We start from the raw sequence: 12,638 nt of genomic DNA on the forward strand, positions 1-12,638 counted from the left end.
AGCCGGCGACAGCTGGTGAAGCCGGGAGTGGGGATTCGGGATTCGGGATTCGGGGCGATCATGCCCCGGCAAGGGAGAGAACTTGCTGTGCGCTGCGCCAAGCGATCCGTCGCCGAAGACCGGTATCCCTGCTTTGCCGGGTCCCGCGTCCCGGGTCCCGAAACTAGCTGCGCGCCTGTCCCGCCAGCCGCGCCATGCGCTGCGCATCGGACAGAATGCCGCGCAGCAGCCGCACTTCCTGCTCGGTCAGCGCGTTGCGCAGGAACAGCCGGCGCAGTTTGCGCATCGCCGAATCCGGCGCGCGGCCCTTGTGGAAGTCGATGTCGTCCAGGGTGTCGGCCAACTGCCCGAACAAGCCCTCCAACTGCGCATGACTGGCCGGCGCCTCGCGGAACCCGGGTTCGGCGGCGGCGGCCGGCTGCCCCGCCTCGCCGCGCAGCAGCGCCAGGCGCAGTTCGTAGGCCAGCACCTGCACCGCCGCGGCCAGGTTGAGCGAACTGAACGCGGGATCGGAGGGAATGTGCACCGCCGCGTGGCACAGCTGCAGTTCCTCGTTGGTCAGGCCGGTGCGCTCGCGCCCGAACACCAACGCCACCTCGGCCTGCTCGGCGGCCGCAGTCACCAGGCGTTGCGCGCCGTCCGCCGGCAGCAGTTCTTCCAGCGACACCCGCCGACTGCGCGCGGTGCAACCGAGCACCAGTTGGCAGTCGGCCACCGCCTCGGCCAGGGTGGCCAGCACCGGCGCCTGCTGCAGCACGTCCTCGGCGCCGGCCGAGCGCCGGTAGCCGTCCTCGTCGAGCGCGCGCTCCGGCGCCACCAGCACCAGCCGCGCCTGGCCCATGGTCTTCATCGCCCGCGCCGCGGCCCCGATATTGCCGGGGTGCTGGGTACCGACCAGAACGAAGCGGATGTGGGCAGAAGCGGTCATGGCAGGAAGATGCGGAGCGAACGGGGCGTAGATGGTAAACTGCGCGGCCGGTCTTCGCGCCGGACTGTTCTTTTCCTCCGCCAGATCCTTCTCCGCCCTCTCGGGAGCCGTTGCCATGCAAAAACCCGCCGTCACCGTCATGGTCAAGGCCGCCCGCCTCGCCGGCAATGTGCTGTTGCGCCATATCAACCGGCTGGAAGCGCTGAACGTGGTGCAGAAGGACCGCATGGACTACGCCAGCGAAGTCGATGCCGACGCGGAGAAGGTGATCGTCAAGGAACTGCGCCGCGCCTACCCCGATTACGGGGTGATGGGCGAGGAAGGCGGCGTGCAGGGCGGCGGCCGCTACATGTGGGTGATCGACCCGCTCGACGGCACCAGCAACTACCTGCGCGGCTTCCCGCATTACTGCGTGTCGATCGCCCTGGTCGAAAACGGCGAGCCGATCGACGCGGTGATCTTCGATCCGCTGCGCAACGAGCTGTTCACCGCCAGCCGCGGCAACGGCGCGGTGCTCAACGACCGCCGCATCCGCGTCAGCGAGCGCAAGGAGCTGAACGGGGCGATGGTCAACACCGGCTTCGCCCCGCGCGAGCGCAAGCGCACCAGCGCCCAGCTCAAGTGCGTGGACGCGCTGATGGTGCAGGCCGAGGACATCCGCCGCACCGGCTCGGCCGCGCTGGACCTGGCCTACGTGGCCTGCGGCCGCACCGACGCCTACTTCGAGGCCGGGGTGAAGGCCTGGGACATCGCCGCCGGCGTGCTGTTGGTGCGCGAGGCCGGCGGCCGCATCACCGACTTCAAGGGCGCCACCCCGGGCCGCATCGACGACCGCGGCACCCCGCAGTACCAGATCGTGGCCGGCAACATCAAGGTCAGCGACGCGCTGCAGAAGCTGATCGTCAACACCGGGTATGCGGCGGAGTTCGACGCGAAGTTTTGATGGGCCGGGATTGGGGATTTGGGATTGGGGATTCGCAAGAGCGGCACCCCATCGCTGATCCCCTCCTCTTCCCAGAACGAAAAAGCCGCGCAGATGCGCGGCTTTTTCGTTGCAGAACCGGGAACCCGCTTTGCGAATCCCCAATCCCCAATCCCGAATCCCGGCCTTTCAGGGCCTGCGCGCCAACGCCTCGACGTCCTTGGTCTTGGGCAGCAGGTCCTGCTTGGTGACCTGGAACGGGCCGATCGACAGCAGCGGCACCGCCACGATCACCGAGGACACCACCACGATGATCGCGCCGATCATGTGGGTCAGGGCCAGGCCTTCCATCGAGTTGCCGCCGTACAGGTACAGCGCCAGTGCCGACAGGAAGAACATCACCGCGGTGATCACGGTGCGCGACAGGGTCTGGTTGATCGAGCGGTTCAGCACTTCCACCGGCTCCACGCGCAGGCTGCGGAAGTTCTCGCGCACGCGGTCGAACACCACGATGATGTCGTTGATCGCAAAGCCCATCACCGACAGCAGGCCGGCCAGCACGGTCAGGTCGAACTCGCGGCCGGTGAGCGAGATGTAGGCCACCGTCACCAACAGGTCGAACAGCGCGGTCAGGCTCGCCACCACCGCGAACTTCCACTCGAAGCGGAAGCCGATGTAGATCAGGAAGCCGACCAGCATGAACACGGTCGCGTAGACGCCGTTCAGCGCCAGGTCCTTGCCGACCTGCGGGCCGACGAATTCGCCCGGCTTCACCGTCGCCGGGTTCTCCGCCGTGCTCACCGCCTTGCGCACCTGCTCGGCGAGGTTCTTGGTCACGTCTTCGTTATTGTGCTCGCCCTGCGGCTGCAGGCGGATCACGATCTCGTTGCCGCTGCCGACGTTCTGCACCTGCGCGTTCTCGAAGCCGGCGGTGGCCAGCTGCGCGCGCACATGGTCGATGTCCACCGGCTTCTGGAAACTGGTCTGCACCAGCGCGCCGCCGGTGAACTCCAACGCGTAGTTGAAGCCCTTGGCGAAGATCACCCCGAGCGAGGCCACCGCCAGCACCAGCATCAGCACCAGGGTCGGACGCCGCCAACGCATGAAGTCGATCTTGGTGTCGTTCGGGATCAGATGAAGCGGGAAGATTTTCATGGAGACATGCTCTTCATAAATTTGGACCCCGCACATGGAGGTGCGGGCTCTTGCGAGGGACTCGCATTTTCACCCCCCCGCACATGGATGCGCGGGCTCTTGCGAAGGACTCGCATTTTTTCATCCCCTGCGCAGCGCCGCGCAGGGTCTTGCGAAGGATGCGCGTGCGGCTCAGATCGCCAGCGACTTGAGCTTCTTGCGACGGCTGTAGATCAGCGTGGCCAGCGCGCGCGACACGGTGATCGCGGTGAACATCGAGGCGAAGATGCCGATGATCATGGTCAGCGCGAAGCCCTTCAGCGGCCCGGTCCCGAACGCGTACAAGGCCACGCCGACGATCAGGCCGGTGAGGTTGGCGTCGAGGATGGTGCCGCCCGCCTTCTCGTAGCCGGCGACGATCGCCGACTTCGGCGGCATGCCCTGCCGCAGCTCCTCGCGGATACGCTCGTTGATCAGCACGTTGGCGTCCACCGACAGGCCGACCGACAAGGCCAGGCCGGCGAAGCCGGGCAAGGTCATGGTGGCGCCGAACAGCGACATCACCGAGACCACGATCAGCAGGTTCATCAGCAGCGCCACCGAGGTGATCGCGCCGAACATGCGGTAGTACACGCCGAAGAACACCAGGGTGAACAGGAACGCGTACAGCACCGCGGTGACGCCGCGCTCGACGTTCTCCGCACCCAGGCTCGGGCCGATCACGTATTCCTCGACGAAGTCCATCGGCGCGGCCAGCGAACCGGCGCGCAGCAGCTTGGCCAGGTTCTCGGCCTCGACCTTCTCCAGGCCGGTGGTCTGGAAGTTCTTGCCGAACACGCCGGCGATGCGGGTCGGCGCCAGCGCTTCTTCCTTGACCCGCACGCTGCGCACTTCCTTGCCGTCGACCATGCTCACGGTCGGGATGCGCTCGATGTAGACCACCGACATCAGCTTGCCGGTGTTGGCGCTGGTGTACTCGAACATGCGCTGGCCCGCGACGTTGTTGAGCGTGACCGACACCGCCGGCAGGCCGTTCTGGTCGTTGCTGACGGTGGCGTTGACCATCTGGTCGCCGGACACCAGCACGCGCTTGTTCAGCAGCACCGGGGCGCCGCTGTCGCGCAGGCGGAACACCTTGGCTTCCGGCGGGATGTTGCCGGTGCGCACCGCGTCCTCGGCGTTGCCTTCGACCACGCCGCGGAACTCCAGCGTGGCGGTGGCGCCAATCATGCGCTTGGCCTCGGCGGTGTCCTGCACGCCCGGCAGCTCGACCACGATGCGGTCCTCGCCCTGGCGCTGGATGATCGGCTCGGCCACGCCCAACTGGTTGACGCGATTGCGCAGCGTGGTCAGGTTCTGCTCGATCGCGCCGGCGGCGATCTGCTTGAGCTCGGCGTCGGGCACGCCGACCGCGATGGTCTGCCCGGTCACGGCATAGCTCAGCGTCGGCTGCGCCTTGCTCAGCGCGGCGCGCGCGGCATTGACGTCGGCGCCCTCGCCCAGCCCGACCTGGATGCTGTTGTCGGCACGGCGCTCGACCGAGCGGTAGGGAATGCGGCTGTCGCGCAGCGTGGTGCGGATGTCCTCGGCGAAGGCATCCAGGCGCTTGTCCAGCGCCGCCTTCTGGTCCACCTGCAACGCGAAGTGCACGCCGCCGACCAGGTCCAGGCCCAGCACCATCGGCTTGCCGCCGATCGCCGACAGCCAGCTCGGCACGGTCGAGGCCAAGTTCAGCGCCACCGTGTAGTTCTCGCCCACCTGCTGGCGCAGGATGTCGTTGGCGCGGGTCTGCGCCTGCAGGCTCGGCAGACGCACCATCAGGCTATCGCCCTCCTTGGCCACCGACTTGGGGGTGATCCCGGCCGTCTTCAGCTCGGCGCTGACCCGCTCGCGCAGGGCCTCGTCGAGCTGGCCGCCGCGGCTGGCGGTGATCTGTACCGAAGGGTCCTTCTGGTAGACGTTGGGCAGCGCGTACAACGCACTGAACGCCAGCACGATCAGGATGAGGAAATACTTCCAGCGCGGAAACTCGAGCATTGCAGGACCCCGCGCAACGCCACGCCGGCGCCGCGCCTAGCAGTAAGAGAAATGAATCAGGCGGACTTCAGCGTGCCCTTGGGCAGCACGTTGCCGATGGCGCCCTTCTGCACGCGGATGCGCACGTTGTCGGCGATTTCCACGGTGATGAAGTTGTCGCCGATGTCGGTGACCACGCCGGCCACGCCACCGGAGGTGATGACCTCGTCGCCGCGACCGAGCTTGTCCAGCATCGACTTGTGCTCCTTCTGCCGCTTCATCTGCGGGCGGATCATCACGAAATACATCACCGCGATCAGGATGATCGGCAGCAGGAACATCTGCATGCCGCCGCCAGCGGCAGGAGCGGCACCGGCGGTCTGCGCCTGGGCTACGGGAATCAGGAAATCGAGCGGGTTCATCGGTGTGTCCTATGGTTTGGGCAGCCCGTCGCCGTTGAGGGCACGGACCGCTGGTTTGTCGCCGGAGGCGGCAAGCAGCCGCCGATTATGCCACGATCTCCCCTTGCCCCCGGAACGACCGTCGCGCCCTCCCTATCTTCCCTCGGGACCATGGCCCCCTTCTCGGGGGAAGGTGCCGCGCAGCGGCGGATGAGGGTACGGGCGCAGCCTCGTGTGCCTTCGATGCCCGCGAGGCTGCGCCCCCGTACCCTCACCCCAACCCCTCTCCCGGTGGGAGAGGGGCTTATTCCTGCTCCGGTGAGAAGGTGGTATTGCAGCCCCTCCTTGGATCAGGCCGCAACGCCTCCCTTCTCCCACCGGGAGAAGGTGCCGCGCAGCGGCGGATGAGGGTATGGGCGCAGCCTCGTGCGCCTGCGATGCCCGCGAGGCTGCGCCCCGTACCCTCACCCCAACCCCTCTCCCGGTGGGAGAGGGGCTTTATCCCTGCTACGAGGGCAGCGGTGTGGCTTCCGCCCCGCGCGCCGCATAGAAGGACCGCCGGAACTGGGCAAAGGTTCCCGCGGCGATCGCCGCGCGCATGTCGGCCATCAGTTTCTGGTAGTACCAGAGGTTGTGCAGGGTGCCCAGCATCGGCGCCAGCATCTCGTTGCAACGGTCCAGGTGGCGCAGGTAGGAGCGGGTATAGCCGCCGCTGCAGGCATGGCAGCCGCAGCCCGGCTCGATCGGCGCCAGGTCGCGCTCGTAGCGGGCGTTGCGGATGCGTACGGTGCCGAACGATGTGAAATAGTGGCCGTTGCGCGCATTGCGGGTCGGCATCACGCAATCGAACATGTCCACGCCGCGGGCCACGCCCTCGACCAGATCCTCCGGCCGCCCTACCCCCATCAGGTAGCGCGGGCGGTCGGCCGGCAGCCGCGGATGCAGGTGTTCGAGCATCGCGTTGCGCTCGTGCTCCGGCTCGCCCACCGCCAGCCCGCCGATCGCGTAGCCGTCGAAGCCGATCGCCTGCAGGCCCTCGATCGAGCGCGTGCGCAGGTCCGCATGCACGCCGCCCTGGACGATGCCGAACAGCGCCGCATCGTTGTCCAGGCCGTCGTGCGCATCGCGCGAGCGCTGCGCCCAGCGCAGGCTCAGCTCCATCGAGCGGCGCGCGACGTCCTCGGTGGCCGGGTACGGGGTGCACTCGTCGAAGATCATCACGATGTCCGAGTCGAGCACCTTCTGGATCCGCATGCTCTCCTCGGGCCCCAGGAACACTTTGGCGCCGTCGGTCGGCGAGGCGAAGGTCACCCCCTGCTCGCTGATCTTGCGCCGATGCGCCAGCGAGAACACCTGGAACCCGCCCGAATCGGTGAGGATCGGCCCGTCCCAGCGCGCGAAGCCGTGCAGCCCGCCGTGATCGCCGATCACGTCCAGGCCCGGCCGCAGGTACAGGTGGAAGGTATTGCCGAGGATGATCTGCGCGCCCAGCGCCTTGATCTGCTCGGGCAGCACGCCCTTGACCGAACCGTAGGTGCCGACCGGCATGAACGCCGGGGTCTCCACCGTGCCGCGCGGGAAGGTCAGGCGGCCGCGGCGCGCGGCGCCGTCGGTGGTATCGAGCTGGAACTGCAATCGGGACATGGTCGGGCGGAAGTCGGCTAGCCGGCTATTGTCGCATTGCCGGAGCGCCGAGGCTCGGGCCGGCGCCTGGCGGCCAGGGCAAGCCCGTGTTTCAAGCGGATGTTCTGCGTTCGCGCAAAGGCCGCAGCTGCACCAGCATGCCCGACTCCGAGGGACCGCCGCGCCGCTGCGCCGCAAGCCCCGGCAGTGCAAAGGTGCCGATGCCGGACCGGCGTCGGCACCCGTTTGCGCCATCAGTAGCCGTAGATCTCGATTTCCGAATAGGCCAGCCAGGAGTACGGGTTGTTGGCCTCGATCTTCAGGTAGCGCGCGCCACCGCTAAGCGCGATGTAGACCGGCGCCACATCGGATTGATCGGCCTCGGTGTAGTAGACCGGCGTGCCATAGCTGACCTGCCCGCCGCCGGTACTGCCGCCGAACACTGCGCCAGGAACGCCGGACGACACCGCGAAGTCGATCGGTTGCGCCACCCCCGCCAGATCGCTGGCCGCGGTGCGCACGGTGATCCGCACCCCGGTCACCGTGCGCAGCTGGCCCAGGTCCAGGGTCACGCTGCCCCAGTTGGTCTGCGCATTCCAGTAGTCGACGTCGCTGAAGAACTTGCCGTCGTACAGCGACACCAGGTTGGCCGAATTGGTCGGCGACGTCGCCGCCACCACCGGCAGGCGCTTGGGAATATTGAATTGCGCGGGCGCGACGTACTGCACCTTCTTCAGCGGCAATCCGGCTTCGCTGTAGCCGGTGGCGGCCAGGCCGGCCTTGATGTAGGCCTCGCGCTCGATCGGCCGGGTCTGGCTGTCGCCGTAGCGCGACGCGATCGCCGCCACGATCGGCGCGGCGAAGGACGTGCCGGACACCGCCTCGGTGCCGCCGCTGTAGATCAGATTGGTGATCTCGTGCGCCGGCGCCCATGCCTCGATGCAGGGACCGACAGTGGAGCCGCTGGCGAATCCGCCCCATTGCGCGCTGTTCTCCGCGCCGCCGAAACGCGAGCCGTCGCGCTGCAGGCCGCCGACCACGACGATGCCATCCATGTCGCGTGCCGTGCCTGCATTGTCGTAGGCCAGCTTGCAGGCGTCGGTCTCCAGCGGCGATCGCCCATCGGTGTAGGCATTGCCCGCCGACTGGGTGATGAAGAAACGGTTGCTGGCGGCGCGGATCCGGCGGCCCCATTTCTGACTCGACGCGAACCAGTTGGCCGACCCGGGATAGGTGTTGAACGACATGTTCAGCACGGCGAACTCGCCGATCCCGTCGGCGTAGCGCGCGGCTGCGTCGAGCGCAGTGGCCACGGTGTCCTCGTTCAAGTCGTTCAAGCCGAATGCCTTGATCGGCTGGCCAGGATTGACCCCGCGCACCAGTTGCCCGTTCTGCCTGGCGCCGACCAACCCGGCCACGGCGGTGCTGTGCAGCGGATTGGGCACGGCCGACGGCGAATCCTGGCGGTACACGACGTTGAGTTCCGGATGCGGCGGGTTGTCCAGCACCGCGTCCAGCAGATAGACCGGGTTGGACGTGGTGAAGGCATCGTTGGTGTTGGTGTACGGCAGGGCCCACGAGGCGATCTCGGCGCCGTTGACGCTATCGCCCGCGGCCGAGAATGTCGCAGCGGATGCCTCTACTCCACGTACCGAGACGACGTAGTCGATCCGTGCCAGCTGCGCGGCCACGCGTTCCGGCATCCACGCATAGACGGTGTTGGAGACCGTCGAGAGCACCCGCTCGATCTTCACCCCTGGCATCCGCGCGATCTGGTCGGCGAAATGCACCATGCCCTTGCTGTTCTGGTGCGGACGGATCGCCGGGTCGATGCTGCGGAAATCCGCGGGGCTGGTCTTCGCGTACAACCGTTCGGTTTCCTGCAGCACGAACGGGTTGAGGTTGATCGCGTAAAGTCGGCGACCTTGCGCGTCGCTGCGCGGCGTGCCCGCCTCTAGCAGCATGCGCTTGGCCGGAAACTTGCCGCCGCCCGCGGTCTGGGTCTGCGCATGCGCCGAGGCTGTCGCCAGGCTCATCAGCAGCGCGGCGAGCAACAGGTCGGTGGATGTCTTCTTCATGGAATCGTCCTTTGAGTGAATGACATGTCCCGCTCATCGGGACATCCGGAGCGCTGGCTCCGCTCATCAAGACGAGATGCTTGCGTCCATCCCCCAACGCCGCGCGGCATCGTCTACGCAAGAAGACGTTGCGCGTCACCCATCACAATCCCGCACGATCGACGTTGCCGGACAGGCGGCTTGCGGCAGTACGCTGCCGCGCGATCTCGCGCGCACGCGCCGATCCGCAGACAGAACGCAAACGCCAGATCGCGCCTTCGGGTACGAATCCCCAATCCCGAATCCCTACTCCCGGCCCCACAACAGCATCGCATCGCCGTAGCTGAAGAAGCGGTAGCGCTGTTCGATCGCATGTCGGTACGCGTCGAAGATGCGTTCGCGGCCGGCGAAGGCCGAGACCATCATCAGCAGCGTGCTTTCCGGCAGATGGAAGTTGGTGACCATCGCATCGACGCTGCGGATGCGGTAGCCGGGCAGGATGAAGATCTGCGTCTCGCCGGCGAACGGATGCAGTTCGCCGTCCTTCGACGCGCTCTCCAGCGCGCGCACCACCGTGGTCCCGACCGCGATCACGCGGCCGCCGGCGGCGCGCGTGCGCCGTACCTGCTCGACCAGGCTGGCGCCGACGTTGAGCCATTCGCGGTGCATCACGTGCTGCGCGAGCGCCTCCACCCGCACCGGCTGGAAGGTGCCCGCGCCCACGTGCAAGGTGACATGGCCGACGCTCACGCCGCGCGCCTGCAGCGCCTCCAGCAACGGCGCATCGAAATGCAGGCCGGCGGTCGGCGCGGCGACCGCGCCGGCCTCGCGCGCGAACACGGTCTGGTAGCGCTCGCGATCGTCCAGCCCAGGCTCGCGGCGGATGTACGGCGGCAACGGCAGGCGCCCGGCCTGTTGCAGCCACGCCTCCAGCGTGTCGGGCACGTGGAATTGCAGCACGTAGAACTCGCCGTCGCGGTCCAGCACCTCGGCCTCGCCGCCGGCATCCAGGGCGATGCGCGCGCCGGCCTTGGGCGACTTGCTCACGCCCAGCTGCGCACGCGCACGCTGGGCGCCGAGCAGGCGCTCGATCAGGATCTCCACGCGGCCGCCGCTGCTCTTGTTGCCGAACAGCCGCGCCGGGATCACCCGGGTGTCGTTGAACACCAGCAGATCGCCCGGCTGCAGCAGCTCGGGCAGATCGCGCACCTGGCGGTCGGCGAACGGCGCCGGTGCCGGCGGCACCAGCAGCAGGCGGCTGGCGGAGCGTTCGGCCAGCGGCGCCTGCGCGATCAGTTCCTCGGGCAGCTCGTAGCGGAAATCGGACTTCTTCAAGGCCGGCGTATCACAGTGCAGGTGGCCGGTCATTGTAGCTGGCCGGGAATGGGGAATCGGGAATGGAGAATCGCAACAGCGGCATCCTGCCCCTGCAGCCATCCGCTTTCGCTTTTACGATTCCCTACTCCCCATTCCCGATTCCCAGCTTTTCACCGCTCGAACTTGGTCGAAAGAATGATCGACGAGGTCGTGCGCTCCACTCCATCGACCGCGCCGATGCGGTCGGTCAGCACGTCCATGTCGTTGACTCCGGGCACCACGCCCAGCGCGATCAGGTCGTAGGAGCCGCTGACCGAATGCAGCACGCGGACCTCGTCGATCTCGCGCAGCGCCTTGACCACCGAGGTCATCTTCTTCGGCAGCACGGTAATCAGAATGTGCGCGCGGATGTGGCCCTGCTCGAAGTCGTCGCGGGTACGTACGGTGTAGCCGCAGATCACCCCCTCGCGCTCCAGCCGCTCGATCCGGCTCTGCACGGTGGTGCGCGACAGGCCGAGCTTGCGGGCGATCTGCGCGGTGGAGGCGCGGGCGTCCTCGCGCAGCAGCGAGAGCAGGCGTTCGTCGGAGGAAGTGATCTTCATACGTGGCCGGATTTCGTCGAATCGACGAAATTATCCGATTTCCTGCACAAATCAACTCTGCCAACCGACGATCCGGTCCCGATAATAGAAGGTCTATCGCTGAACGCCCCGCCTCCAGGAGATCCCGCATGACCGTACTCGGCCCCCTCGCCCCGCTGCGCGCCCATGCCGGCGAACGCCTGACCGCCGGCCTGGACGATGCCAGCATCGAACGCCTGGCCGCCTCGCACCCGCAGCTGCGGGCCGCGCTCGATGCCGCCGCCGCGGACCATCCACGCCTGGCCGCGGAGTTCGCCGACCTGCTCGAACTGGACGAGATCGAGCAGATCCGCACGCTGCAGGCCGGCTTCGTCAACTTCTACGCCGACGACGCGGTGACCCCGTACGTGGCACTGGCCGCGCGCGGGCCGTGGGTGGTCACGCTGAAGGGCGCGGTGCTGTACGACGCCGGCGGCTACGGCATGCTCGGCTTCGGCCACACCCCGGACGCGGTGCTGGAGGCGATGGCGCGGCCGCAGGCGATGGCCAACGTGATGACCCCGAGCCTGTCGCAGCTGCGCTTCGAGCGCGCGCTGCGCGCCGAGATCGGCCAGCAGCGCGGCGCCTGTCCGTACAGCAAGTTCATGTGTCTCAACTCCGGCTCCGAAGCGGTGGGCCTGGCCGCGCGCATCGCCGACATCAACGCCAAGCTGCAGACCGACCCGGGCGCGCGCCATGCCGGTGCCAGGATCAAGCGCCTCGTGGTCAAGGGCAGTTTCCACGGCCGCACCGACCGCCCCGGGCTGTATTCCGATTCCAGCCGCAAGGCCTACGTGCAGCACCTGGCCAGCTATCGCGGCGAGGATTCGGTGATCGCGATCGCGCCCTACGACGTGGAGGCCTTGCGCCGCGCCTTCGCCGACGCCGAGCAGCACGGCTGGTTCGTCGAGGCGGTGTTCCTGGAGCCGGTGATGGGCGAAGGCGACCCGGGCCGCGCGCTGCCGCCGGCGTTCTACGCCGCCGCGCGCGAACTGACCCGCGCCCACGGCAGCCTGCTGCTGGTCGATTCGATCCAGGCCGGGCTGCGCGCCCACGGCGTGCTGTCGGTGGTGGACTACCCCGGCTTCGAACAGCTCGACGCGCCGGACATGGAAACCTATTCCAAGGCGCTCAACGCCGCGCAGTACCCGCTGTCGGTGCTGGCGGTGACCGAGCACGCCGCGCAGCTGTACCGCAAGGGCACCTACGGCAACACCATGACCAGCAACCCGCGCGCGCTGGACGTGGCCAGCGCCACGCTGGCGCAGCTGACCCCGCAGGTGCGCGCCAACATCCGCGCACGCGGCGCCGAGGCAGTGCAGAAACTGGAGAAGCTCAAGAGCGAGCTCGGCGGGCTGATCACCCAGGTGCAGGGCACCGGCCTGCTGTTCTCCTGCGCGCTGGCCCCCCAGTTCAAGTGCTACGGCGCCGGCTCCACCGAGGAATGGCTGCGCCAGCACGGGGTCAACGTGATCCACGGCGGCGAGAATTCGCTGCGCTTCACCCCGCATTTCGCGATGGACAGCGACGAACTGGACCTGCTGGTCGGGCTGATCGGCCGCGCGCTGCGCGAGGGTCCGCGCCTGGCGCAGGCCGCAGCCGCCTGAGGCCGGCTGGCGC

General features: G+C 67.9%; 10 protein-coding genes. 2 read left to right on the forward strand and 8 right to left on the reverse strand.

Annotated elements, in window-relative coordinates:
* Positions 1-163: 163 nt before the first annotated feature.
* Positions 164-928 (reverse strand): RNA methyltransferase, encoded by a 765-nt coding sequence (locus HEP73_RS13750; protein ID WP_185820409.1) that lies wholly within the window; start codon positions 926-928, stop codon positions 164-166.
* Positions 929-1,043: 115 nt separating this feature from the next.
* Between HEP73_RS13750 and HEP73_RS13755 the strand changes: the two genes are divergently transcribed.
* Positions 1,044-1,871 carry an inositol monophosphatase family protein gene (locus HEP73_RS13755; protein WP_185813211.1) on the forward strand — a complete coding sequence of 276 codons (828 nt, stop codon included), beginning with the start codon at positions 1,044-1,046 and terminating at the stop codon, positions 1,869-1,871.
* Positions 1,872-2,039: 168 nt separating this feature from the next.
* Here the strand turns inward: HEP73_RS13755 and secF are convergent, their stop codons facing one another.
* The 7 genes from secF to HEP73_RS13790 all read right to left on the reverse strand — a co-directional run bounded on the left by secF (position 2,040) and on the right by HEP73_RS13790 (position 11,000).
* The gene (secF, locus tag HEP73_RS13760) at positions 2,040-3,005 is read right to left on the reverse strand and encodes a protein translocase subunit SecF (protein ID WP_185820410.1); all 966 of its coding nucleotides are present in this window, start codon (positions 3,003-3,005) and stop codon (positions 2,040-2,042) included.
* A 171-nt stretch (positions 3,006-3,176) separates the two neighbouring features.
* Positions 3,177-5,021 carry a protein translocase subunit SecD gene (secD, locus tag HEP73_RS13765; RefSeq protein ID WP_185820411.1) on the reverse strand — a complete coding sequence of 615 codons (1,845 nt, stop codon included), beginning with the start codon at positions 5,019-5,021 and terminating at the stop codon, positions 3,177-3,179.
* Positions 5,022-5,077: 56 nt separating this feature from the next.
* A complete protein-coding gene (yajC, locus tag HEP73_RS13770) occupies positions 5,078-5,422 on the reverse strand; it encodes a preprotein translocase subunit YajC (protein ID WP_145700623.1) in 345 nt (114 codons plus the stop codon).
* A 486-nt stretch (positions 5,423-5,908) separates the two neighbouring features.
* Positions 5,909-7,045, reverse strand: a complete 1,137-nt coding sequence (tgt, locus tag HEP73_RS13775; protein ID WP_185820412.1) for a tRNA guanosine(34) transglycosylase Tgt — start codon at positions 7,043-7,045, stop codon at positions 5,909-5,911.
* Between the two features lie 233 nt (positions 7,046-7,278).
* Entirely contained in the window at positions 7,279-9,102 is a 1,824-nt protein-coding gene (locus HEP73_RS13780; protein ID WP_185820413.1) for a S8/S53 family peptidase, read from the reverse strand.
* A gap of 285 nt (positions 9,103-9,387) precedes the next feature.
* On the reverse strand, positions 9,388-10,449 hold the full coding sequence (queA, locus tag HEP73_RS13785) for a tRNA preQ1(34) S-adenosylmethionine ribosyltransferase-isomerase QueA (RefSeq protein ID WP_185813216.1): 1,062 nt from the start codon (positions 10,447-10,449) through the stop codon (positions 9,388-9,390).
* Positions 10,450-10,568: 119 nt separating this feature from the next.
* Positions 10,569-11,000, reverse strand: coding sequence for an Lrp/AsnC family transcriptional regulator (locus HEP73_RS13790; RefSeq protein ID WP_053837440.1), 432 nt, complete (start codon positions 10,998-11,000; stop codon positions 10,569-10,571).
* 128 nt (positions 11,001-11,128) lie between these two features.
* On the opposite strand from HEP73_RS13790, the gene HEP73_RS13795 reads away from it, so the two are divergent.
* Positions 11,129-12,625: an aminotransferase class III-fold pyridoxal phosphate-dependent enzyme gene (locus HEP73_RS13795; protein WP_185820414.1), complete on the forward strand. Its 1,497-nt coding sequence runs from the start codon at positions 11,129-11,131 to the stop codon at positions 12,623-12,625.
* Positions 12,626-12,638 lie beyond the last annotated feature (13 nt).

The organism is Xanthomonas sp. GW, from assembly GCF_014236815.1.
Lineage (GTDB): Bacteria > Pseudomonadota > Gammaproteobacteria > Xanthomonadales > Xanthomonadaceae > Xanthomonas_A.